Raw genomic sequence first — 24457 nt, forward strand, 5'->3', positions numbered from 1 at the left:
TTGCCGACCGCACTGGCGTAGGGGATTTCGGCGATACCGAACTAGGGGGGCTGGTGGCGAGCACAACTGCTGACAAGCTTGCGGATCTGTACAAGAAACTGGAAGACGCGCGTGAACCGGCAGGCGACGCCGGCATCGCGAAGCGCCGGGCGAAGGGGATTCCGAGTCCGCGAGAACGGATCGCGATGCTGGTGGATTCCGGAAGCTTTGTCGAGATCGGGGCGCTCGTCAAGCAACCCGGGGCCCTGGACGCCCTGTATGGCGACGGCGTGGTCACCGGCCACGCCACGGTCGATGGCCGTCCGGTGGTGGTGATCGCGCATGACCAAACTGTTTTCGGCGGTTCGGTTGGCGAGATGTTCGGGCGGAAGGTCGCGAAGGCCATGGAGTCGGCAGCGGCGATCGGGTGCCCGTTCGTCGCCATCAACGACTCGGGCGGCGCACGCATCCAGGACGCTGTGACGTCATTGGCCTGGTACGCGTGGGTGAGTCGAAAGCAGCACAACCTATCGGGCCTCGTGCCACAGATCTCGGTGATGCTGGGCAAATGTGCTGCCGGAGCTGTGTATTCGCCGATCAACACCGACGTGCTGATAGCGACCAAGTCGTCGCACATGTTTGTCACCGGTCCGGACGTGATCCGGGAGACGACGGGCGAAGAAGTCACTCTCGACGAGCTCGGCGGCGCCTTCAATCAGGCGCAGAACGGCAACATTCATCATGTTGCCGAGACCGAGCAGGCCGCGTTCGACTGGGCGCGAGCGTATCTGAGATTCATGCCGTCGAGTTGCTTCGAGCGGGCACCGCTGGTCAACCCCGGCTTGGAACCCGAGATCACCGATTCTGACCGGGAACTGGACAGTATGGTTCCCGACGAGCACCACGTCGGGTACGACATGTTCGACATCTTGCTGCGACTGTTCGACGACGGGGACCTGCACGAGATCAGCGAAGGCGTGGCCAACAACATGATCACGGCATTCGCTCGCGTGGATGGCCGCAGTGTGGGTGTGGTCGCGAATCAGCCGATGGTGGCGGCCGGTGCCATCGATGCACGCGCGTCGGACAAGGCCGCCCATTTCATCCGTCTGTGCAACGCGTTCGGACTGCCGTTGATCTTCGTGGTCGATACGCCCGGGGTGCTGCCGGGCGTCGAAGAGGAGCGGATCGGGGTCATCAAGCGTGGCGGCCGTTTCTTCTACGCTGTCGTGGAAGCGACTGTGCCGATTGCGACAATCGTCGTGCGCAAGGCATTTGGTGGCGGTTATGCGGTGATGGGGTCCAAGCAACTCGGCGCGGACATCAACCTTGCCTGGCCGACCGCCCGTATCGCCGTGATGGGTGGCGAAGCCGCCGTCGGCCTGACCCAACGCCGTCAACTCGCCGCGGTTCCCGAGGAGGATCGAGCTGCCGTTCGGCAGCAGATGGTCGACCTCTATGACACGACCGTCGCGACCCCCTGGGTGGCTGCCGAGCGAGGCTACATCGATGCGGTGATCGAGCCGTCGCAGACCAGGCTCGAATTGAGGAAAGCGCTGGCGATGCTCGCCGACAAAGACGGCCCCCGGGACACCCGCAAGCATCTCCTCATGCCGCTCTAGGTCATTGAGCCGTGGGTAGAGACTCGGCCTCGGTTCCGCGTGAGCAGATGACCGTTCGACCAGGCGGCGGGTGAAGCCCAGCGGGCGGCGGTGAGGATGACCGATGACTTCGGCTGTGCTGTGCGGTCAGTCTGACTGGAACGCCGGTTCCGCCGACGGGAGACCCGAGGTGAATTACAGAGGAGTGAGCCGTTTATGGACCGAGAGAACGTGACCGCCACCGTGACTGTCGACGCGCCCGCCGCGACCGTGTTCGCGGTGCTGGCCGATCCGAACACCCACGCCGCGATCGACGGCACCGGCTGGGTGCGCGAAGCCGTCGATCCGGCGCCGCTGACCGTGGTGGGGCAGACATTTCGGGTCGACATGTACCACCCGAACCCGGACTATGCGGATGGGAACTATCAGATGACCAACCAGGTCGAGGTGCTGGACCCGCCACGCGCCATCGGTTGGCAACCGGGCCAGGAGAAGGACGGCGGTCTGGAGTTCGGCGGCTGGACCTGGCGGTACGACCTGTTGGCGAACAGCTCGTCGCAGACCGACGTCACCCTCACCTACGACTGGTCGGCAGTGCCGGAGTCCATTCGTGAGTACATCCAATTCCCGCCCTTCGGTCCCGAGCACCTCACCAATTCGTTGCAGCATCTCGCGGAGATCGCGGTGGCGAGATCCGGGGCGTGACGAGCGGTTTTCGCCCGTACGCCGCTGGTTACCTCATCTTTTCTCCTGAGTGGGTCGAATGGAACGGGCTGCTCACCCATCCTGCGACGACGGCGAGACCGGTGGGTCGATGTACTGCGAGGAAGCCGAACGGACGGTCGAAGGTGACCTGAACGGCCTTGACGCGGTACCGCTCCGGGAGTGGTGCGCCGCTGGCTATCAGACCGAAGTCGGTGACCGCGGCTGCTTCGAAGCCTTCGGCAAAGAACCGAGCCAACACGTTCTGTACACCCTGCGAGACGTACGGCGGGACCGGGTTCAGCAACGGCAGGTGCGAGGTGTCGGGGTCGGTCAACGTCCGCAACCCGAAAAGGCCCCGTTGGGCAAGTAGGTCGTGGTGGGTGGTGATCTCGAAAGACGGTAACTTCACGCTTAGCTGCGTGTGAACCTGGGCCTCACCCATGCTGCCGAGACCATCTTCCCGACGTCGGTCCGCGAGGCGCATGACGCGACCATTGCCGACATCAAACGGTTCGCGGACAGTCTGTGAAGCCCTCGGCACATCTGTCGGCCACGGCATTGTCATAGGACGAACCGACGGGTGATCAGACGAACCGGCGGTCCCGACCGTCGATTCGTCTACCGCCTGTGCCGCCAGTCCGAGCGGAAAATCGACGATGTGTCGACCAGAGTTGAGCGGAATACACTCAACTCTGCTGGCGTTCTCTCTCCCGTATGGCTCATACTTGAGCCTATTGGACTAAAGAGAGAAAGGTACGCGAGTGGACAGCTTCAACCCGACCACCAAGACACAGGCTGCGCTGAGCACTGCCCTGCAGGCGGCGGCCGCTGCCGGTAATTCCGACGTACGTCCCGCACACATCCTGGTGGCCCTGCTCGATCAGTCCGACGGCATCGCCACACCTCTGCTCAAAGCGGTCGGCGTGGATCCGTCGACCGTTCGTGCGCAGGCCCAGGGGCTGGTGGATCGGGCGCCGACGGTGGCCAGTGCGAGCGCGCAGCCGCAACTCTCCCGCGAGTCGATCGCGGCCATCACTGCAGCTCAGCAGCTCGCCGGTGAGCTCAGCGACGAATACGTCTCGACTGAGCACATCCTCGTCGGCCTGGCCACCGGCGACTCCGACACCGCCAAGTTGCTGGCCAACGCGGGCGCGACGCCGCAGGCCTTGCAGGAGGCGTTCGTCGCCGTGCGCGGCAATGCTCGTGTCACCACGCCCGACCCCGAGCAGACCTATCAGGCGCTGGAGAAGTACTCCACCGACCTGACGGCGGCTGCGCGTGAGGGCAAACTCGACCCGGTCATCGGTCGTGACACCGAGATCCGCCGTGTGGTGCAGGTGCTCTCGCGCCGCACCAAGAACAACCCGGTGCTGATCGGTGAGCCCGGCGTCGGCAAGACGGCGATCGTCGAGGGCCTGGCCCAGCGGATCATCGCGGGCGACGTCCCGGAATCGCTACGGAACAAGACGGTCGTCTCCCTCGACATGGGCTCGATGGTGGCCGGCGCCAAGTATCGCGGCGAGTTCGAGGAGCGGCTCAAGGCCGTCCTCGAGGAGATCAAGGGATCGGCCGGTCAGGTCATCACCTTCATCGACGAGTTGCACACCATCGTGGGCGCAGGCGCGACCGGCGACTCCGCGATGGACGCCGGCAACATGATCAAGCCGATGCTCGCCCGCGGTGAGCTGCGGATGGTCGGCGCCACCACGCTGGAGGAGTACCGCCAGTACATCGAGAAGGACGCCGCTCTGGAGCGGCGATTCCAGCAGGTGTACGTGGGGGAGCCGACGGTCGAGGACACCATCGGCATCCTGCGTGGACTCAAGGACCGCTACGAGGTGCACCACGGCGTGCGCATCACCGATTCCGCGCTGGTGGGGGCCGCCACGCTCTCCGACCGCTACATCACCTCGCGGTTCCTGCCCGACAAGGCCATCGACCTCGTCGACGAGGCCGCGTCGCGACTGCGCATGGAGATCGACTCCCGTCCCGTCGAGATCGACGAGGTCGAGCGCATCGTCCGCCGCCTCGAGGTCGAAGAGGTCGCCCTGGAGAAGGAGACCGACGCGGCGTCGAAGGAACGTCTGGAGAAACTGCGCGGCGAACTGGCCGACCAGAAGGAGAAGCTCAACGAGCTCTCGGCACGCTGGCAGTCGGAGAAGACCGCCATCGACGCCGTCCGGGACACCAAGGAGGAACTCGAAAGGCTTCGCGGCGAGGCGGATCGGGCCGAGCGCGACAGCGATCTGGGCCGGGCCGCAGAACTGCGGTACGGCAAGATTCCGAGCCTCGAGAAGGAACTCGCGGCGGCGCTGGAGAAGACCGGCACCGACCCCGGCCAGGACGTGATGCTGCAGGAGGAGGTCGGGCCCGACGACGTCGCGCAGGTCGTGTCGGCGTGGACCGGCATCCCCGCCGGCCGCATGCTGGAGGGCGAGACCGCGAAGCTGTTGCGGATGGAAGACGAACTCGGACAACGGGTCATCGGACAGCAGGCGCCCGTGCAGGCAGTCTCCGACGCGGTGCGTCGTGCCAGGGCGGGTGTCGCCGATCCGAACCGTCCGTTGGGGTCTTTCCTGTTCCTCGGGCCGACGGGTGTCGGCAAGACCGAGCTCGCGAAGGCGTTGGCGGAGTTCCTGTTCGACGATGAGCGTGCGATGGTCCGGATCGACATGAGTGAGTACGGCGAGAAGCACAGCGTCGCGCGGCTCGTCGGCGCACCTCCCGGCTACGTCGGCTACGAGTCCGGCGGTCAGCTCACCGAGGCGGTGCGGCGACGTCCGTACACGGTGGTGCTGTTCGACGAGGTCGAGAAGGCCCACCCGGACGTCTTCGACGTGCTGCTGCAGGTCCTCGACGAAGGTCGCCTGACCGACGGGCAGGGCCGAACGGTCGACTTCCGCAACACCATCCTCATCCTCACCTCGAACCTCGGTTCGGGTGGCGACAAGGACCAGGTGATGGCGGCGGTCCGCGCAGCCTTCAAGCCGGAGTTCATCAATCGGCTCGACGACGTGGTGATCTTCGACGCGCTGAGCCCGGAAGAGCTCGTGTCCATCGTGGACATCCAGTTGGCGCAGCTCGGTAAGCGGCTGGCACAGCGCCGCCTGGAACTGCAGGTGACGCCGAAGGCCAAGGAGTGGCTGGCCGAGCGTGGCTTCGACCCGCTCTACGGTGCCCGTCCGTTGCGGCGGCTGGTGCAAAAGTCGATCGGCGATCGGCTGGCGAAGGCGTTGCTGGCGGGCGACGTCACCGATGGTGACATCGTGCCGGTGGACGTCGGTGCCGACGGAGAATCGTTGGTGCTCGGCTGATCTGGTGACCGAGATCGTCCCCGAGAGGGCGGCCCGAGGGGTATTCCCCTCGGTGCCACCCCTCGGGGACGATTGCTGTCGTCACACGCCGGTCACCCCGTCGATGCGTTCGCGGATCAGGTCGGCGTGGCCGCAATGTCGCGCGTACTCGGCGATCATGTGTGTGTAGATCCAGCGCAGACTCACATCACCACCACCAAATGAACTGGTGTCGGACAATTCTCGGGTCGCGCAATTCTCCCGCGCCCGGGTGATCTCATTCTGCCTGATCTCTTCGGCGCGGCGGTACGACGACTCCTCGGCGAGCTCGAATCCGCCATCATGGCCGACGGGTCGAGAGCTGCTGTCATAAATCGGGCCGATCTGCTCCCCGAGCAGTACGCGGCGGAACCAGTTCCGTTCCACCTCCGCCAGGTGCTGGACCAGACCCAGGAGCGTCAAGGTCGACGGCTCGGTCGACGCGGTGCGGAGTTGCTCGTCGTCGAGACCGCCGCACTTCTGTGCGAGCGTCGCGCGGTAGAAGTCCAGCCAACCCTCCAGCGTGGTTCGTTCGTCGTCGTTCATCGGCGGCACCGGGCGTTTGGTCGTCATGGTCGCCGATGGTGGCATCTCGCCATGACATCGAGCGAGTCACACCGAGAACCCCTGCACCGACATGGTGCAGGGGTTCTCGGCCGCCGTCAGTGGCGTGTGCCCGCGATCAGGCCGCGACGACCGCCGCATTCTGCGTTTCGTCGCCCAACTCGTGTCGTCCCATCCGGATCATGCCGGTGACGACCAGGAACGCGAGGAACATGAACCCGGCGCCGCAATAGAAGGCCACGTCGTAGCTGTGGATACTCGCGGACATGAAGCCCGCCGGGTTCACCGGAACAGGCTGTCGGGTGGTCGGATCGAGCGCCATGGCACTGCGGCTGTCGTTGGACAACACCTGCGCCACAATCGTGCTCAGGAGTGCAACGCCGACCGAGCCGCCGACCTGCTGGGAGGTGTTGACCAGCGCGCTGGCCACACCGGCGTCCTTTTCGTCGATACGGTGCAAGGCCACCGACTGCATGGAGACGAACACCAGGCCCATCCCGAGGGCGATCAGGAGCTCGCTGGGCAGGATGTGCGTCAGCCACGTCGAGTCCGAATCCAGTTGCGCCAGGTAGAGGTAGCCGAGGGTGCCGGACAGAGTGCCGGCCATCATCAGCGGCCGCGGCCCGAACCGGGGGAGCAGCGAGCTGGCCGCTGCGGCCGCGACGATGATCCCCGCCGGGAACGGCAGGAACAGGACACCCGCCTGCAGAGGGGTGTGGCCCAGCGTGTTCTGGAAGTAGTAGCTCAAGAACAAGAACATCGCGAACATGGCGGTCGGGACGATGAACGCCACCAGATAGGCCCCACCGCGGTTCAGGTCACCCGGGATACGCAGCGGGAGCAGAGGGCTGGCGCTTCTCAGCTCGATCATCACGAATGCGACCAACAGCGCTGCGGCGGCCGCGAACAACAGGATGGTCGATGGTGCGCCCCAGCCGGATTCAGCTGCTCTGGTGAATCCGTAGACGAGGCTGACGAGCCCCAGGGTGACGGTCACCGCACCCGGGAGATCGTAGTGGCCCGTCCGTTTGGACGGCACGTCCCGGATCACCAGGACCAGTCCGCCGATCGCGGCGACGATCGCGATCGGGGTGTTGATCAACAGGGTCCAGCGCCAGGAGAAGAACTCGGTGAGAGCGCCGCCGGCGATCAGGCCGATCGCGGCGCCGCCACCGGACACGGCACCGTAGACCGCAAAGGCGCGGGCCCGCTCGCGATGTTCGGTGAAGGTGACGGTGATCAGCGACAGCGCCGCGGGCGCGAGCATGGCCGCGAACACGCCTTGGAGCGCGCGTCCGGCGAAGAATGACATGCCGTCCCAGGCGAATCCGGCCATCGCCGACGACGCGGCGAAACCGGCGAGCCCGATCAGGAACATCCGCCGACGCCCCAGGTAGTCGGCCATCCGGCCGCCCAGCAGCAGGAGTCCGCCGAACATCAGCGTGTACGCGGTGAGCGCCCACTGGCGATTGGCATCGGAGATGTCCAGGTCGGATTGGGCAAAGGGTAGGGCGATCGTGATGATGCTGGCGTCGAGCACCACGATCAGTTGGGCCAGGGCGATGATGCCCAGCGCCCACCAGCGACGTGAGTGTGCCGGAGGCGGGGATGTGGGTGCGGAGTCAGGGAGATCTCGCGATAGAGCAGTGTCCGATGTGGTCAAGAGGTCCTCGATCCGGAGGGGTGAAGTATCGGTGCCTGGCAATAGTGGCAGAGTCAGACAGAAGTCGTCAAGAGACAAAATACTGAATCAGTCAATTGGCGCAGACTGCAGAAATATCTGGCCGGAAGAGTTACAATCTGGTCGTGACCCTTGCTGAATCCCGAACAGGCCAGCTCAAGGCCGGTCTTCGCGAACGCAAGAAGCTGCAGACGCGCGACCGGCTGATAGCCGCAGCTCTGGATCTGTGCGATACGCAGGGTTTCGAGTCGACTACTGTCGAGCAGATCTCAGACGCGGCCGACATCTCGCCGCGTACGTTCAACCGGTATTTCGCCACCAAAGAGGACGTCATCCTGGCGCCGGCCGAGGACATGATCGCCGCGATGGCCGCATCCCTCGACGCGCAGCCGCGGACCGGAAACCCCTTCGAGTCGCTGGTCAACGCGCAGGTTCAGATCTTCTGCGGCGAGTGTCCGACTGGTTCTGTCGATCTGACCCGATTCGAGACCATGAACCGGATCATCCAGAGCGCGCCGTCGGTGAGCGGCCGCAACACCGAACTTGCCGAGAAGAAGTTCCGGAACATCACCGATAAGGTCGCCGAACGGATGGAACTGCCCGCCGAGGACGGCCGGGTGCGGGTGGTGGTCGCGGTGTACATGTCGCTCATGCACCTCTCGATGGATGCCTGGCGATGTGGGCAGGCGGACGGTCTCGCCGATTCGGCAGTCGCTGCGGAGACCCTGGCGGCGACCTACGAGACATTCCGCGAAGTCGTCAAGAACGTCTGAGCGCGTGCCCGCCTGCGCGAGTAGGCGAGATCAGGACGATTCGGCCGCGGCTCGGTAGAGCCACGAGATCACCAGCGCACCGGGATCGACCACGCCACGCGCGTTCTCACCGACGTAACTCGCTCGCCCCTTGGAAGCGGTGGTGTCCCTGGTGGATTCGGCGCCCTCCTGGGCCTTGTCGGCGACGGCGGACAGCGACTCCTCGTCCGACAGCGCCCTGGCGGCAGGGCTGAGGGCGTCAACCACCGTGTTGTCACCGACGTCGGCGCCGCCGAGATCCTTGATCTCGGCAAGCGCCGTTGCCGTCCCCTCGCGTAGAGCGCTCGCGATGTGGTCCGCTGTTCCGAAAGCCTGTGCCAGTTCACGGAACAACACGCCGAACACGGCGCCGGACGTGCCGCCCGCGCGCACGAGGTACGACGTGCTGATGGCGGTGAGGATCTCGGCATCGGTCCCCCGCAGTGGCAGATCGAAGTGCCCGAGCGCGGCCTTCATGTTGGTGCCGAAGTCGCCGTCGCCTGCCTGCTGATCGAGGGCCGTCAGATCGTCGATCGAGTCCAGCACACGCCCGACGAAATCGGAGAGCCACCCGGATTCCGTGCCGTCGTCGGCGGAGTCGTCTGGTTCGGCGAACGTGATGTCGGAGACCGTGGGACGACCGCGCGCAATGGTCGATGGCCATGCAGGAGCGTCGGTCTCGTCGTCGAACAGCGACAGGACCTCGTCGTCGAGCCGGACGAGCGTGATCGAGAAGCCGGTCATGTCCAGGGCGGTGACGAACGTTCCGACCATCGATCGCTCGACGGCGATGCCGCGGAGATCCAGCTCGGCGGCGACCTCACCGAACACCAGTGACAGTTCCAGCGGGTGTGCCGAGCCGAGTCCGTTGACCAGGCAGATGACCTGCTCGCCTTTCTGCAGGCCCAAGGACTCCGAAATTCGTTCCAGCATACGGGAAACCAATTCGCGCGCACCCACCCGGGTGGTGCGTTCCTCACCGGCTTCACCGTGGATACCGACGCCGAACTCCATCTCGTCGGGCTCGAGTTCGAAGGTGAGCGCGCCGGCGCCGGGCACTGTGCAGGCTCGATAGGCGACCGCGATGCTGCGTGCGTTGTCGGCGGTGCGCTGTCCGATCTCGGCAAGGTGGTCGAGATCGTGACCACGCGCTGCGGCTGCGCCGCACACCTTTTCGACGATGATGGTGGCGCCTGTGCCGCGTCTGCCCGGACCCGTTTCGGATTCGGTGGCCACGTCGTCGGCGACGATGATGTGGTCGGTCGCGACGTCGTCGCGCAGCATGTGGCGAGCGATCCGGAAGTTCATCACGTCGCCGGTGTAGTTCTTCACGATGTGCAGGACGCCGTTGCCTTGGTCGGCCCAGCGCGTGGCGCCGGCGATCTGCAGGGCGTTGGGGGAGGTGAACACGAGGCCCGGGCACGCGGCGTCGATCATGCCCGCGCCGATCATCCCCGAGTGCATCGGCTCGTGACCCGATCCGCCGCCGGAGATCACCCCGACCCGGGGTTCTTCCGGGACGTCGCGTCGGTGGAGGAAGCCGGGGTCCGGCTGCCACGCGATCGACGGGTGAGCAGCGACGAAACCGCGCAGCGCGTCGGTGATGAAGGTGTCCGGGCTGTTGAGGACGTACTCATGCGGGGTCACGTCTCCAGGGTAGGTCGGGGGCCTCGATACGCGACTCCTTCGTCACCGCTACTCGGCCGGCGGTGGGACGGGCCGGCGGACGGACGCGACTGTCGGAGAGCGGCGGTAGGGTGCGGATGTCGACCGAACCGAGGAGTTGCGCATGTCGTTTGTGATCACCGGCGACGACGGTGTGACGCGGTGCGGCTGGGCCGCCGTGGAGCCGGAGACGGCCTACCACGACGAGGAGTGGGGTTTTCCGCTCGACGGTGACGACGCGTTCTTCGAGCGGGTTGCGCTGGAGGGATTCCAGGCCGGTCTGAGCTGGCGCACCATCCTGACCAAGCGGGAGAACTTCCGTGCGGCGTTCGCCGGTTTCGACATCGAAAAGGTCGCGCGATTCAGCGACGTGGACATCTCGCGGCTGCTCGGCGACGCGGGAATCATCCGGCATCGAGGCAAGATTGAGGCCGTGATCAACAACGCCCGGCGCGCCGGTGAACTCATCGAGCACGAGGGTTCGTTGCCGGCCTACTTCTGGCGTTACGAGCCGGAGTCGGAACCGGAACCGCATACCCAGACCACATCACCCGAGTCGGTCGCGTTGTCCAAGGACCTCAAGAAGCGCGGCTGGAAGTTCGTCGGACCCACCACGATGTTCGCTTTGATGCAGGCGAGCGGCATCGTCAACGATCACGCCCACGAGTGCGCGACGCGGTCACTGGTGGCGCAGGCACGGTCGTCGATCCGACGTCCCTCGCCCAGCAATCCTTGACTTGAAGTGGACTTGAGGTCTTAGCGTCGGCCACATGGACACGCCACCGAACCTGAACGACGAGACAGTCTCCACCGGCGCCGTGGTGGAAGAACTGCGGGGCCGCCTGCAGCACGGTCTCGCCGACGACATCCTCTGGGGAACGCCTAAAGGCCAGGTCCTGCAGGGCTATTCACCACTCAATTCGATCCATCGTCAGATGATGCCGGCGAGGGTGGCACCCGCCTCGAATTTCGAGGTCGTGCAGACAATCGCACCCGCCCCCGGTGTGATCGTCGCGCACATCGGACGCAATTCGCTCGACGGAGGCTTCTCGGAGATGGCGATGTACGTCCTCGTCGAGCGGGACGGCCGATGGTGGCCGGCCGCCGCCCAGAACACCCCGATCATCGACACCCTGCCGACCCGATGAGGCCGACGATGAACGACACCGAACTGATGAACGCCGATGTCCTCGAGTATCTCGGGACCCAGCGGCTCGGCCGCCTGGCCACCGTCGACAAGAACGGTGCGCCGCAGAACAGTCCGGTCGGCTTCCGGATCAATCGAGAACTCGGCACCATCGACATCGGCGGGTACAACCTGACCAGGAGTCGGAAGTTCCGCAATCTCGTGCACAACGACCGCGTCGCCTTCGTCGTCGACGACATCGCGTCGGTCACACCATGGCGGGTGCGCATGGTGGAGATGCGTGGGCGCGGCGAGCAGGTCGTCGGTGGCACATCATCCGGCACGGGCATGGACGATGCGTTGATCCGGATTCACCCCGAGCGGGTCATCGCCTACGGAATCGGGTCCTGACCTGCGGCTCGTTCCGTAACACAAACGTCACTGCGGCCCAATTGTCGACAATCTGACAATATGCCATCATTCCTTCATGAAGCCGGTCGAATTCCCAGGTAACCCACCGCAACAGCAGGTGGGCATCGGGATGGTGTGTCCCTTCGACATGGCTCTCGACCGCGAGCTGTGGCGGTGGATGCCCGACTCGGTGTCGCTGTACTTCACCAGGACCGGCTTCCTCGAGGCTCCCGTCGACGTCGACCTCTGCCGTGACCTGAACAATCACTCCGAGATCGCCGCAGCGGTACGCAGCGTGCTGGCGGTGGGACCGCGGGCGTTCGGCTACGCGTGCGCCTCGGGGAGCTTTGTCTATGGCATGGCCGGTGCGCAGGAACTCTCCCACTGCATGCTGGCGGCCGGTGCGCCTGCAGCGGTGACCACTTCCGAGGCGCTGGTTCGGGCGCTGGACGTGATGGAGATCGGGCGGATCGCGGTCGCGACCCCGTACACGTCCGCACTCACCGGATTGCTGTGCGACTTTCTGTCCGAATCCGGGCGCAGCGTGGTCGCCCAGTCCGGGCTCGGTCGTGATCACGAGATCTGGACGATCCCGTATGCGGTCACCTGCGATCTCATCAGGTCCGCCGATCACCCCGACGCCGACGCGATCTTTGTCTCCTGCACCAATCTCTGGACCTACGACGTCCTGGGTGTGATGGAGGCCGAACTGGGTAAGCCCGTGTTGTCGGCGAATCAGGTCACGGCGTGGGCGACATTGGCCGAGGCGGGTGTCGCGGCGGAGTCGCTGTCGGTGAACGACGGGCAATCGCTGTTCGCCCGGGTAGCCTGACCCGTGTGACCGATCAGAGTTCCGAGACGCCGTTCGGCGAGGCGGCGAAGGCCAAGTACGTGCAGCTGACCACCTTTCGCAAGGACGGCACGTCGGTGGCCACGCCACTGTGGGCGGCGATCGACGGCGAGCGACTGACGATGTGGACCGCCACGGATTCGTGGAAGGTCAAACGCATCCGCCGCGACCCGCGGGTCGTCGTGCAGGCCTGCGATGCACGCGGTCGCAAGACCACCGGCGAACCGGTGAGCGGCACCGCCGAGATCCTCGACGACGCCGGCACCGAGAAGGTCCGTGGCCTGATCATCGGCAAGTACGGGATTCTCGGGTGGCTGACGGTCAAGGGCAGCCTCCTGCGCCGCGGCAAGAGCGGGACGGTCGGCCTCTCCATAACCCCCACCCCCTAACCCCCACCCCCTAACCCCACCCCACTCTCCCCACCCAACTCTCCCCACCCAACCCACCCCTCACACCCCTCACACCCCAGCCGCGACGGTTCCCGTCATCCGCGCCCCCGAAATGCCGTCGCGGATGACGGGAACCGTCGCGGTTGCGTAGGGGGTGTGGGTGGTGCGTGGGGTGTGCGCATGGGCGCCGTCAAGAAGTTGGTGCGCGCCGTATGGATTCCGTTAAGGGCTCTGTCGCCGCTTGCGATCGAGGGCGATTCTGACAGTTGGGCCACGCAGAAACTGCTGCGTGGCATCGACACTGGAAAGCGGAGTCGAAGTGGCTGATCTGCTGTATCTGCTCGCGGCAATTGCAGGATTCGTGGTGTGCCTGATGACCGTCCGCGGTATCGACGCGAGGACGGGCCGATGACCGCCGACGGACTGATCAACGTACTCCTCGTCGTACTGGCCGCCGCGGTCGTCATCTACCTGCTGGTGGCGCTCATCGTTCCGGAGAGGTTCTGACATGTCCGTGACAGCAGCCGGCTTCCTTCAGTTGGCGTTGGTGATCATCGTGCTGGGCGCTCTGTACGTCCCCCTCGGGGATTACATGGCCCGGGTCTACGATTCGGATCGCCACCTCCGAGGGGAACGGCTCCTCTACCGAATCGGCCGAATCGACCCGCGACGGCAACAGAGCTGGGTGGGATACGCCCTCGCGGTGCTGGGATTCTCGCTGATCTCGTTCGTGTTTGTCTATGTTCTGCAACGGATTCAAGGAATTTTGCCCTGGTCGGATGGCAAATCGGGCGTCTCGCCGTCGATGGCCTTCAACACCGCGATCTCGTTCGTCACCAACACCAACTGGCAGTCCTATTCGCCCGAGGTGGTGATGAGCAATCTCACCCAGATGCTCGGTCTGGCGGTGCAGAACTTCCTGTCGGCGGCGGTCGGGATGGCCGTGGCGATCGCGCTCGTCCGTGGCATCGCCAATCGGCGCGGCACCGGCCAGATCGGCAATTTCTGGGTCGACCTGGTGCGCGGCACAGTCCGAATCCTGTTGCCACTGAGCATCATCGTCGCAATCATCCTCCTCACTCAGGGCGCGGTCCAATCACTGCGGACCGGCTTCGACTTCACCACGCTGGACGGGCAGCGGGCGCACAGCATGCTCGGGCCGTTCGCATCGCAGGAAGCGATCAAGGAACTCGGGACCAATGGTGGTGGAACCCTGTCGGCCAACTCGGCGCATCCGTTCTCCAATCCGACACCGCTGTCCGATGTCGTGGAGATCCTTGCGCTGCTGGTGATTCCGGTGTGTCTGACCCGAACCTACGGCACGATGATCGGGGACCGGCGCCAAGGTCACACCTTGCTGGGTGTGATGGCGACCATCTGGGCGGCGATGCTCACGGTCGTGTGGATCTTCGAATCACGTACCAGTGGAGTTGCTTCGAACGCCGCGGGCGCGATGATGGAGGGCAAGGAGCAGCGATTCGGAATTCCGGCGTCAGCTTTGTGGGCCGTCTCGACCACGGGCACCTCGACCGGCGCGGTGAACTCCGCGCACGACAGTTTCTCCGCGGCCGGTGGCGGTGCACTGCTCTGGAACATGTTGCTCGGCGAGGTTGCGCCCGGCGGAGTGGGGGCCGGACTGTACAGCATTCTGGTAATGGCGGTGATCACGGTGTTCGTCGGCGGCCTGCTCGTCGGGCGGTCCCCGGAGTTCATGGGTAAAAAGGTCGCGCAACACGAGATCACCTTGGCCGCGCTGTACGTCCTGGTGATGCCTGCGCTCGTTCTCTCCGGGACCGCGATCTCCGTTATCCTCGGATCCACCACGGGATTCCAGGGCACCAGCGGTGATCCGGGCACCCCGGGGTCGATCCACGGGTTCAGCGAGGTTTTGTACGCGTACGCCTCGGCCGCGAACAACAACGGCAGCGCCTTCGGCGGATTGTCGGTGACCAGCGACTGGTTCCAGACATCCTTGGGTCTCGCGATGCTGTTGGGCCGCTTTCTGCCGATCATCTTCGTGCTGGCGCTGGCGGGACGGCTCGGGATGCAACGTCCGCGATCGCGGGACGGAGCGGTCGGTGATCGTGTCGTCGCGGCCGGTGGTCCGGTCGAGCCCGCCACCTCGACAGTCGGCGGAGGTGCGTCGACCCTGACCGCTGCTCGGTCCGAAACATTCACCGCACCAGCGCAGTCCGACGCATCGACGGTTCCGACCCACGGGCCGATGTTCGCCGTGCTGCTCCTCGGCACGATTCTGCTGGTCGCCGGACTCACCTTCTTCCCGGCAATTGCGCTGGGGCCGATTGCAGAGGCATTGTTGTGAATCATCCTGTGGTGGAAAATGATCGGGACCCTTCGAGACGCTCGCAGGCTCGCTCCTCAGGGGGCGGGGGACGCTCGCAGGCTCGCTCCTCAGGGGACGGGCGGAGGCGCTCGGGGGCTCGGGCCTCGGAGAGTGGACGGCCGGATGGCGCGGCCAAGGAGAACGCGGGACACACAACAGAGATCGTGACGGCCGGAGCGTTCGATGTACGTCGGCTGATCGCGTCGATCCCGCAGGCCGTCCGGAAACTCACCCCTCGTGCCCAGGCTCGCAATCCGGTCATGTTCGTCGTCTATCTGGGCGCGATCGTGACGACCGCACTGGCGATCTGGCAGCCCAGCTGGTTCTCCTGGTCAGTGGCGGTGTGGCTCTGGTTCACTGTGGTGTTCGCCAACCTGGCCGAGGCGGTCGCCGAGGGACGCGGTCGGGCCCAGGCCGACAGCCTGCGGAAGGTCAAGCGCGACACCGTGGCCCGCCGGACCGGGGTGGACGGGTCCATCACCGAGGTCTCGGGTAGCGCGTTGCGGATCGGCGATCTCATCGTCGTCGAGGCAGGTGAGGTGATCGCCGGTGACGGTGACGTCGTCGAGGGGATCGCCACAGTCGACGAATCCGCCATCACCGGCGAATCCGCCCCGGTGGTGCGGGAATCCGGCGGGGACCGTTCTGCGGTGACCGGAGGCACCGTCGTGTTGTCGGACCGGATCATCGTCAGGATCACCATGGCGCCCGGCGAGACCTTCGTCGATCGGATGATCGCGTTGGTGGAAGGGGCTTCCAGGAAGAAGACGCCGAACGAGATCGCGCTCGACATTCTGCTGACGAGTCTCACGATCATCTTTCTGCTCGCCGTCGTCGCGGTCGGTCCGATGCAGCAATATGCCGGGCAGTCGCCCGATCCGATCAAGCTGATCGCGCTGCTGGTATGCCTGATCCCGACCACGATCGGGGCCCTGCTGTCGTCGATCGGGATCGCCGGTATGGACCGGTTGGTGCAGCGCAACGTGCTCGCCATGTCGGGACGGGCCGTGGAGGCGGCCGGCGACGTCGACACCCTGCTGATGGACAAGACCGGGACCATCACTTTCGGCAACAGGCGTGCGACCGACCTGATCGGTGCGCCCGGTGTGGAGGCAGCCGAACTCGCGGACGTTGCGTATCGGTGCAGTCTGGCCGACGACACACCAGAGGGCCGCAGCATCGTCGACCTGTGCATCCGTGAGTACGGCATCGAGGCGCTCGACGGTTCGTCGGTGGCGGCCGCGGGCTCGCGTCAACATCCGGAATACGAGGCGGTGGCTTTCACCGCTGAGACCCGCATGAGCGGCATCGACGTGCCCGGACGTGGCGGCACGGTCGAGTACCGCAAGGGTGCTGCGGACGCCGTCGTGCGCTGGGTGCGGGGCAACGGCGGGACGGTTCCTGATTCGGTGCTCGAGGAGGTGGAGCTGGTGTCGTCGGCGGGCGCGACGCCCCTGGTGGTGGCAGTCCGCGGTGCTGTCGCGGAGAAACGCGTTGCTGTCGGCGGGGAACAGGTTGCTGTCGGCGGGGAACGGGTTGCTGTCGGCGGGGAACAGGTTGCTGTCGGCGAGAAATCGGTTGCTGTCGGCGGGGATGAGGGCGTGGCGCGCGTGCTCGGCGTGATCCGGTTGTCGGACGTGGTGAAGCCGGGGATGGCCGCGCGGTTCGCGCAGCTGCGTGCGATGGGCATCCGGACGGTGATGGTGACCGGCGACAACCCGCTGACCGCGCAGGCGATAGCGGCGGAGGCCGGCGTCGACGACTTCGTCGCGGAGGCGACGCCGGAAGACAAGCTGGCACTCATCCGTACCGAACAGTCCGGCGGCCGCCTGGTGGCGATGACCGGGGACGGCACCAACGACGCTCCGGCGCTCGCCCAGGCCGACGTCGGGCTGGCGATGAACACCGGGACGTCGGCGGCGAAAGAGGCCGGCAACATGGTCGACCTCGACTCCGATCCGACCAAACTGATCGACGTCGTCGCGATCGGCAAGCAGCTGCTGATCACCCGTGGTGCGTTGACCACATTCTCGCTGGCCAACGACCTCGCCAAGTATTTCGCCATTCTGCCGGCGCTCTTCAGCGGCATCTATCCGCAACTGGATGCGCTCAACATCATGCGGTTGCATTCGGCTCAATCGGCGATAGTCTCGGCGGTCATCTTCAACGCGCTCATCATCGTTGCCCTGATCCCGTTGTCGCTGCGCGGCGTCCGCTACCGCCCATCCTCGGCATCGAGGTTGCTGGGCCGCAATCTGCTCATCTACGGCGTCGGGGGAGTGATCACACCATTCCTCGGGATCTGGTTGATCGATCTCGTCGTGCGTCTTCTCCCGGGAATGGGGTAGTCCGGTGAAAACGGTCGTGTCAGGCCTCGCGCGCCAGTGTGTCGCGGCAGTCGGAGTGCTCCTTGCACTCACGGTGCTGCTCGGCGTCGCGTATCCGGCGGCGGTGTGGGCGGTTTCCCGCATCGGCGCAAGCTCCGCAGAGGGTTCTCAACTCGTCGATGCGCGCGGGTGCGCGGTCGGTTCGTCGTTGATCGGTATCGACCCACAGGTACCGCCCGGGCGGCCGGATCCGTATCTGCATGCGCGGGTGTTGGGCTCAGCCGACGACCCGATGGCGCCCGGGAATCCGGCCGCGTCGGCCGCGAGCAACAAGGGCCCGGGCAACGAGGACCTGAAGGCATGGATCGATGCGAGGCGCAGCATCATCGCCCGACGCGAGGGCGTGGCCCCGTCGGCCGTGCCCGCGGACGCGGTGACCGGTTCCGGATCCGGCCTGGATCCCGACATCAGCGAGGCATATGCGACCTTGCAGGTGCCGCGGGTCGCGCGCCAGAACGGCATGTCCGAGCAGCATGTGAGGGCGGTCGTGGACCAGAACACCAGTACACGGCAGTGGGGCTTCCTCGGTGAGTCCCGGGTCAACGTCGTGAAGGTCAACCTCGCGCTGGGCCTAACGGCACCGTCATGTCACCGATGACCCGCGATCCGGTCGCCGGCCGATACACTGGTCCACATGGCCGCGGCAGGTGATGCGCGGGGACGACTCGAGGTCTTCCTCGGTTGCGCTCCGGGCGTTGGCAAGACATTCGAGATGCTCGCCACCGCCCGTGGGCTCGTCGACGATGGCGCCGATGTCGTTGTCGCCGTGGTGGAGTCACACGGAAGGGCGGCCACCGCAGCGCTCGTAGAAGACTTCGAGGTCATCGGCCGGCGAGACGTGGAGTACCGGGGTACCGTCCTGGCGGAGATGGATCTGGACGCGGTCCTCGCCCGCAGGCCGCAGGTCGCACTGGTCGACGAACTCGCTCACACCAATGCGCCGGGAATGCGAAACGCGAAGCGCTGGAAGGATATCGAAGCACTCCGTGACGCCGGTATCGATGTCCTCTCGACGATCAACATCCAACATCTCGAGAGTCTGAACGACGTCGTCGCGCAGATCACCGGGATCACCCAGCGTGAGACCGTGCCCGACGACGTCGTCCGGGCCGCGGATCAGATCGAACTCGTCGACATCGCACCGCAGGCTCTCCGGCAACGATTGATCGCCGGCAAGGTCTACCCGGGCGGGCGGATCGACGGTGCACTGTCGAACTACTTCCGGCAGGGGAACCTGACCGCCCTCCGTGAGCTCGCGCTCCTGTGGCTGGCCGACCAGGTGGACGACAATCTGGCAGATTACCGTGCCGCGCATGCGATCACCGACACATGGGAAACCCGCGAGCGCGTGGCGGTCGCGATCACCGGGGGGCCGGAATCGTCGACGTTGTTGCGCCGCGCCAGCCGGATAGCCTCCCGGTCCAGCGCCGACCTGGTGGTCGTCCACGTGGTTCGTGGAGACGGGCTCGCCGATCATGCACCCGTCGACATGGCCGCCCTCCGCGAGCTCGCCGCCGGGTTCGGTGCGAAGATCCACACCGTCGTCGGCGACGACATCCCGGCCACGCTGCTCGACTTCGCGCGCGGGCTGAACGCCACCCAGCTCGTCCTGGGTACGTCCCGACGACCACGGTGGCAGCGCATCCTGGACGAAGGTGTCGGTACCAGCGTGGTTCGCGAGAGCGGTCGCATCGACGTGCACATGGTGACGCACGAGGAGACGCGTCGGCGCAACCGCCTCGACATCCGCGACACCCGTTTCCACCGCCCCCTGAGTTGGCTGGCCGCGGTCGTCGTCCCGGTCGTGGTGACCGGGATCCTCGTGTGGCTCGACCGCTGGCTCGGGTTCGCCAGCGAGTCGGCGCTGTTCTTCGTCGCGGTGCTGGCGGTGTCGCTGCTCGGTGGCATCGGGCCGGCGGCATTGTCGGCGGTGGTGTCGGGCCTGCTTCTCAACTATTTCTTCACCGACCCCCGCTTCACGTTCACGATCGACGAGCCGGACAACCTGATCACCATCCTGGTGATGCTGATCATCGCGATCGCCGTTGCCGCACTGGTGGACTCGGCCGCGACACGACGTGTCCAGGCGCAGCGGGCCGGGCGGGACGCCGAGCTGCTGTCGCTGTTCTCCAGCGCGGTACTCGGCGGTGCTGACGTGCCCGGCCTGCTCGAACGGGTCCGCGAGACATACGACCAGGAGGGGGTGGCGCTGATCCGCCGTCGGGACCGAGGAGTGATCGAGGTGGCCTCGGATGTCGGGGCGAACGCACCGGTCGTCGAGAATGATGCCGTGACGATCTGTCCGGTCCCCGGCGGGGAGTACGAACTGTGGTTGGCCGGGCCGAAACTGGGCGGTCGCGATCGGCGGGTGCTCACCACGGTCGCGACCCAGGCGGCCGGTGCCGTCCAACGACATCAGCTCGAGGCCGAGGCGGCCGAGGCCACCGCGATCGCACATGCCGACGAGTTGCGGCGTGCCCTGTTGTCGGCGGTGAGTCATGATCTGCGTACCCCGTTGGCGGCGGCGAAGGCCGCGGTCTCGAGTCTGCGCAGCACCGATGTCACCTTCAGCGTCGAGGACACCTCGGAACTCCTCGCCACTGTCGAGGAATCGGTGGATCAACTGGCCGCGCTGGTCGGCAACCTGCTGGACTCCTCCCGACTCGCGGCGGGCGCGGTGCGGCCCGAACTGCATCGCACCTACCTGGCCGAGGTCGTGCACCGGGCGATGGCTGCCGTGTATCGGCGAGATCCGGACTCGCCGAATGTGGCCGTGGAACTCGAACACGCCTGGGCCTACACCGATGCCGGGCTACTCGAACGGGCCCTGGCCAACCTGATCGACAACGCGGTACGCCATGGCGGCGGTGAGGTGTCGGTGTCCGCGGGGATCGGCAGCGCGAACGATTCGTCGGCGGAACCCACCCCACCCGGCGGAACCGGAGATGACGGGCCGCGGTGCGTCATCCGGGTCGTCGACCATGGTCCGGGCATCCCCGTCGACGAGCGTGCCCGGGTGTTCACCGCATTCCACCAGTACGGAGATCGGAACGGTGCGTCGTCGGGGGTCGGGCTCGGGCTGTCGGTGGCACGCGGTTTCGTCACCGCGATCGGTGGAACCCTCGAGGCGGCCGAGACGCCCGGCGGAGGGACCACGATGGTGGTCTCGCTACCGATGTCGGACGATCGGATCGATGTGGACGCGGCCCGATGAACGCGCACGTCCGGGTGCTGGTGGTCGACGACGAGCCACAACTGGTGCGCGCGTTGCGGATCAATCTGAACGCCCGGGGATTCGCGGTGACCACGGCGTCGAACGGAACCGACGCGCTGATGGCTGCCGCACGGACGGACCCGCAGGTCGTGGTCCTCGATCTGGGTCTGCCCGACCTCGACGGCCTGACCGTTCTGGAGGGCCTGCGAGGATGGACGAATGTTCCGGTGATCGTGCTCTCGGCCCGTACCGACGCAGCCGACAAGGTGGCCGCACTGGACGCCGGAGCAGACGATTACGTCACCAAACCCTTTGGCATGGAGGAGTTCCTGGCCCGCCTACGTGCGGCGGTGCGACGCGGTGCGGCCTCGGTGGACGGTTCCGCGACCCCGGTGGTTGACGCCGGGGGGTTCGTCGTCGATCTGGCGGCGAAGTCGGTGACACGGGATGGTGCGGCGGTGCACCTGACACCGACCGAGTGGGGGATCATCGAGATCCTCGTGCGAAACGAAGGAAAGCTGGTGGGACAGAGGGAGATCCTGACGGCGGTATGGGGTCCGACGTATGTCACGCAGACCAACTATCTCCGGGTCTATCTGGCCAGTCTGCGTCGCAAACTCGAGGACGACCCGACGAATCCGAAGCACCTCCTCACCGAATCGGGGATGGGGTACCGCTTCGTGCGGTGACGCCGGCATCGCGGAAGAGCCGGCCCAGCCCCTCGGCGTGGACCTGTCGATCGACCAGCCGGAGTGCCTGCCAGATGGTGACCTGATTGGCCGTCAGCACCGGTTTGCCGAGGTCGCTTTCCAGGTCGTCGATCCAACTTATCGTGTGTAATGCGGTGTCGGGCAGCAGGATCGCCTCCGCGTCGTCGGTGTCGACGGCTCGGGTCATCTCGAAAAGATTGTCCCCGTCGACCGAGCCGGCCTCGGTTGCCGTCTCGATGTCGTGCGCCGCCGCGGACACCACCGCGACGCCCGCATCGGCGAGGAACGTGCTGAATCCGTCGGCGACGGCCGCCGGATAGGTCGCGGCCACGGCGACCGAGGTGACCCGAAGCTCCTGGCATGCGGCCGCGAACGCCAGCGAGGTCGAGGACACCGGCAGTCCGGTGGCATCGGAGATCTCGGCGACCTGCTCATGCGCCCCCGTCCAGCCGTACAGGAAGCTGCCGGAGGTGCAAGCCCACATCAGCGCATCCGGGTGGTGTTTCGCGGCCTGTCGCGCCCCGTCGAGAAGTCGATGCCCGGCCCCGACCGCTCGCATCGCCTCGACCGTATGGTCGTCGGACTCGATGTCGGTGACGATCACCGGCAACGACGCCGCACCACCTAGAGCGCTCTCGGCGAGCGGGTAATCGTCCTCCGCGGCGTGTCCTGGATACAGCATGACGACTGTGGGCGTTCTGGTTGTCACCCGTGCACCTCCCGAGTAGATTGTCAACAATCTACCAAGAACGCCGAGATGTGCCGAAGGAATTGATGGAAACGACCGCACGCTGGTCCAGCGCCGCCGACCTGGTGTCCGGATTCTCCTCCGGCGAGTTGTCGCCGGTGGAGGTGGCCGCCGAACACCTTGATGCAATCGGGGCCGGGAACCCCGCGATCAATGCGTATTGCCTGGTCGACGCCGATCTGGCGCTGGCCGACGCACGTGCCTCGGCGCAGCGGTATGCAGCAGGTCGTCCGCTGGGGCCGCTCGACGGTGTGCCGGTCAGCATCAAGGACCTCCTGCTGACCGCCGGATGGCCGACTCTGCGTGGCTCGGAGCTGATCGAGCCGGATGACCTCGACTGGGCGGTCGATGCGCCCGCGGTCGCCCGATTGCGTGAGGCGGGCGCCGTGTTGCTCGGCAAGGTGACCACGCCCGAGTTCGGGTGGAAGGGTGTCACCGACAGCCTGCGATGCGGCGTCACGCGCAATCCGTGGAACACCGACCGGACGACCGGCGGCTCCAGCGGCGGGAGCGGGGCCGCGGTCGCTGCGGGACTCAGCACGCTGTCGGTGGGCACCGATGGTGGTGGCTCCATCCGCATCCCGGCATCCTTTTGCGGCATCGTGGGTTTCAAACCGACCTACGGCCGCATCCCGCTCTACCCGGCAAGCCCGTTCGGGACGCTCGCCCATGCCGGACCGATGACGCGGACGGTCGGCGACTGCGCGGCCATGCTCGACGTGCTCAGCGGCTTCGACTCACGTGACTGGTCGGCGATGCCCACGCCCACGCAGCGGACGGCCGATCTGCTGGCGCAGGCGCCGGCCGACCTCGTCGGTGTGCGGATCGCCTACAGTTCCACACTCGGGTTCGGATCGAATGATCCTGCCGTCCAACGGAACACCGACGCCGCAGTGGCCGCACTTCGTGATCTCGGCGCCGACGTCACCGTGGTGGAACTCCAGTGGGAGGACCCGGCGTGGGCTTATCACATCCTTTGGTTCAGTGGTGCCGAGGTGGTGGTGCGCGCGTTCGGGCCCGGCGGGATGGAGAAGATCGACCCCGGACTCCGGCAGGCTCTGTTGCGGCACAGCGGATTCACCGCCGCCGACTACCTCGACGCCACCGCGTTGCGGATGTCGATGGGGGTGGAGACGGGGAAGCTGCACGAGGAGTTCGACGCGCTGGTCACCCCGACGATGCCGACGGTGGCCTTCGAAGCGGGCGTTGATGTTCCGGCACATTCCGAAAGTCCCGACTGGACGTCGTGGACACCGTATTCCTATCCGTTCAATCTCACCGGACAGCCTGCGATCACGGTGCCGAGCGGATTCGACGACACCGACGACGGGTCGGGTCTGCCCACCGGGTTGCAGATCGTCGGAGCCCGACATCACGACAACATGGTCCTGCGCATTGCCGCGGCCTACGAATCCGCGGCGCGATTCGCCACCCTGGAAGGAGTTCGATGACCGACCGGTTCATCTCCGTCCGCCTCGAGCAGCGCAACGTCACGGCCGTGGCACGTCTGCTCGACGACGAAGCGCCCCGCACCGCCGCCGCGGTCTGGGACGCCCTGCCTCTCGGCGGACAGGTGTATCACGGGAAATTTGCCCGAAATGAGATCTACGCGTTGTTTCCATCCTTCGCGCCGGCCGAGCCGGGACCGGAGAACACCACGGTGACGCCCATTCCGGGAGACCTCTGCTACTTCACCTTTGACGGAGTGCTGACCAATCCGGCGTATGGGTACGAGTCCGGTTCCGCGCCGGGCGAGCATCAGATGCTCATCGATCTCGCGGTGTTCTACGGACGCAACAACCTGCTGGTCAATGGCGATGTCGGGTGGGTTCCGGGCAACGTCTTCGCGACCATTGTCTCCGGCCTCGACGAATTCGCCGCGGCCTGCAACGACGTCTGGATGGGCGGAGCCCGGGGCGAAGTACTGTCCTATGCGCGTGCATCAGGGTAAGAACTAGAG

The 24457-nt window shown here is 66.0% G+C and carries 22 protein-coding genes; 17 read left to right on the top strand and 5 right to left on the bottom strand.

The genetic code is table 11. From position 1 onward, the window contains the following. Positions 1–53 precede the first annotated feature (53 nt). Together ACPXCG_RS13100 and ACPXCG_RS13105 are read left to right on the top strand one after the other, a co-directional pair. Positions 54–1601 carry an acyl-CoA carboxylase subunit beta gene (locus ACPXCG_RS13100; RefSeq protein ID WP_425792821.1) on the top strand — a complete coding sequence of 516 codons (1548 nt, stop codon included), beginning with the start codon at positions 54–56 and terminating at the stop codon, positions 1599–1601. Positions 1602–1796: 195 nt separating this feature from the next. Beyond that, positions 1797–2285, top strand: coding sequence for an SRPBCC family protein (locus ACPXCG_RS13105; RefSeq protein ID WP_425792400.1), 489 nt, complete (start codon positions 1797–1799; stop codon positions 2283–2285). A gap of 28 nt (positions 2286–2313) precedes the next feature. Here ACPXCG_RS13105 and ACPXCG_RS13110 read toward each other — a convergent pair whose 3' ends face one another. Then, entirely contained in the window at positions 2314–2694 is a 381-nt protein-coding gene (locus ACPXCG_RS13110; RefSeq protein ID WP_425792401.1) for a serpin family protein, read from the bottom strand. A gap of 352 nt (positions 2695–3046) precedes the next feature. On the opposite strand from ACPXCG_RS13110, the gene clpB reads away from it, so the two are divergent. Continuing rightward, positions 3047–5599 carry an ATP-dependent chaperone ClpB gene (gene clpB, locus ACPXCG_RS13115; protein ID WP_425792402.1) on the top strand — a complete coding sequence of 851 codons (2553 nt, stop codon included), beginning with the start codon at positions 3047–3049 and terminating at the stop codon, positions 5597–5599. Between the two features lie 81 nt (positions 5600–5680). On the opposite strand, the gene ACPXCG_RS13120 is transcribed toward clpB, so the two are convergent. After that, positions 5681–6190, bottom strand: coding sequence for a DinB family protein (locus tag ACPXCG_RS13120; protein ID WP_425792403.1), 510 nt, complete (start codon positions 6188–6190; stop codon positions 5681–5683). 109 nt (positions 6191–6299) lie between these two features. Next, positions 6300–7844 carry an MFS transporter gene (locus ACPXCG_RS13125; RefSeq protein ID WP_425792404.1) on the bottom strand — a complete coding sequence of 515 codons (1545 nt, stop codon included), beginning with the start codon at positions 7842–7844 and terminating at the stop codon, positions 6300–6302. Between the two features lie 143 nt (positions 7845–7987). On the opposite strand from ACPXCG_RS13125, the gene ACPXCG_RS13130 reads away from it, so the two are divergent. Then, entirely contained in the window at positions 7988–8635 is a 648-nt protein-coding gene (locus tag ACPXCG_RS13130) for a TetR/AcrR family transcriptional regulator (protein ID WP_425792405.1), read from the top strand. A 30-nt stretch (positions 8636–8665) separates the two neighbouring features. Here the strand turns inward: ACPXCG_RS13130 and ACPXCG_RS13135 are convergent, their stop codons facing one another. Beyond that, positions 8666–10300 carry a dihydroxyacetone kinase family protein gene (locus tag ACPXCG_RS13135; protein WP_425792406.1) on the bottom strand — a complete coding sequence of 545 codons (1635 nt, stop codon included), beginning with the start codon at positions 10298–10300 and terminating at the stop codon, positions 8666–8668. Positions 10301–10442: 142 nt separating this feature from the next. On the opposite strand from ACPXCG_RS13135, the gene ACPXCG_RS13140 reads away from it, so the two are divergent. The 11 genes from ACPXCG_RS13140 (at position 10443) to ACPXCG_RS13190 (ending at position 21728) form a co-directional block, all read left to right on the top strand. Then, positions 10443–11054 carry a DNA-3-methyladenine glycosylase I gene (locus ACPXCG_RS13140; RefSeq protein WP_425792407.1) on the top strand — a complete coding sequence of 204 codons (612 nt, stop codon included), beginning with the start codon at positions 10443–10445 and terminating at the stop codon, positions 11052–11054. 34 nt (positions 11055–11088) lie between these two features. Beyond that, the gene (locus ACPXCG_RS13145) at positions 11089–11466 is read left to right on the top strand and encodes a hypothetical protein (protein WP_425792408.1); all 378 of its coding nucleotides are present in this window, start codon (positions 11089–11091) and stop codon (positions 11464–11466) included. An 8-nt stretch (positions 11467–11474) separates the two neighbouring features. Beyond that, positions 11475–11855, top strand: a complete 381-nt coding sequence (locus ACPXCG_RS13150; RefSeq protein ID WP_425792409.1) for a PPOX class F420-dependent oxidoreductase — start codon at positions 11475–11477, stop codon at positions 11853–11855. A gap of 76 nt (positions 11856–11931) precedes the next feature. Then, the gene (locus tag ACPXCG_RS13155; RefSeq protein WP_425792410.1) at positions 11932–12687 is read left to right on the top strand and encodes a maleate cis-trans isomerase family protein; all 756 of its coding nucleotides are present in this window, start codon (positions 11932–11934) and stop codon (positions 12685–12687) included. A gap of 5 nt (positions 12688–12692) precedes the next feature. Continuing rightward, positions 12693–13094, top strand: coding sequence for a PPOX class F420-dependent oxidoreductase (locus ACPXCG_RS13160; protein WP_425792411.1), 402 nt, complete (start codon positions 12693–12695; stop codon positions 13092–13094). Between the two features lie 408 nt (positions 13095–13502). Continuing rightward, positions 13503–13601: a potassium-transporting ATPase subunit F gene (locus tag ACPXCG_RS13165; protein ID WP_425792412.1), complete on the top strand. Its 99-nt coding sequence runs from the start codon at positions 13503–13505 to the stop codon at positions 13599–13601. Between the two features lies 1 nt (position 13602). Then, complete coding sequence (gene kdpA, locus ACPXCG_RS13170; protein ID WP_425792413.1) at positions 13603–15417, top strand: potassium-transporting ATPase subunit KdpA; 1815 nt, start codon at positions 13603–13605, stop codon at positions 15415–15417. 185 nt (positions 15418–15602) lie between these two features. Further along, the gene (kdpB, locus tag ACPXCG_RS13175) at positions 15603–17786 is read left to right on the top strand and encodes a potassium-transporting ATPase subunit KdpB (RefSeq protein WP_425792414.1); all 2184 of its coding nucleotides are present in this window, start codon (positions 15603–15605) and stop codon (positions 17784–17786) included. Positions 17787–17790: 4 nt separating this feature from the next. Beyond that, entirely contained in the window at positions 17791–18423 is a 633-nt protein-coding gene (locus ACPXCG_RS13180) for a potassium-transporting ATPase subunit C (protein ID WP_425792415.1), read from the top strand. Between the two features lie 36 nt (positions 18424–18459). After that, the gene (locus ACPXCG_RS13185; RefSeq protein WP_425792416.1) at positions 18460–21039 is read left to right on the top strand and encodes a DUF4118 domain-containing protein; all 2580 of its coding nucleotides are present in this window, start codon (positions 18460–18462) and stop codon (positions 21037–21039) included. Then, positions 21036–21728 (top strand): response regulator, encoded by a 693-nt coding sequence (locus ACPXCG_RS13190; protein WP_425792417.1) that lies wholly within the window; start codon positions 21036–21038, stop codon positions 21726–21728. Before ACPXCG_RS13185 ends, ACPXCG_RS13190 begins: the two co-directional genes overlap by 4 nt. Here ACPXCG_RS13190 and ACPXCG_RS13195 read toward each other — a convergent pair. After that, entirely contained in the window at positions 21691–22431 is a 741-nt protein-coding gene (locus tag ACPXCG_RS13195; protein ID WP_425792822.1) for a maleate cis-trans isomerase family protein, read from the bottom strand. The two genes, ACPXCG_RS13190 and ACPXCG_RS13195, sit on opposite strands and share 38 nt — an antisense overlap. Positions 22432–22523: 92 nt before the next feature. Between ACPXCG_RS13195 and ACPXCG_RS13200 the strand changes: the two genes are divergently transcribed. Together ACPXCG_RS13200 and ACPXCG_RS13205 are read left to right on the top strand one after the other, a co-directional pair. After that, positions 22524–23948 carry an amidase gene (locus ACPXCG_RS13200; RefSeq protein WP_425792418.1) on the top strand — a complete coding sequence of 475 codons (1425 nt, stop codon included), beginning with the start codon at positions 22524–22526 and terminating at the stop codon, positions 23946–23948. Continuing rightward, entirely contained in the window at positions 23945–24448 is a 504-nt protein-coding gene (locus ACPXCG_RS13205; RefSeq protein ID WP_425792419.1) for a DUF3830 family protein, read from the top strand. The genes ACPXCG_RS13200 and ACPXCG_RS13205 overlap by 4 nt, the downstream gene beginning before the upstream one ends. The last annotated feature ends 9 nt before the right edge of the window (positions 24449–24457 follow it).

Source organism: Gordonia sp. DT218 (assembly GCF_049847105.1).
Lineage (GTDB): Bacteria > Actinomycetota > Actinomycetes > Mycobacteriales > Mycobacteriaceae > Gordonia.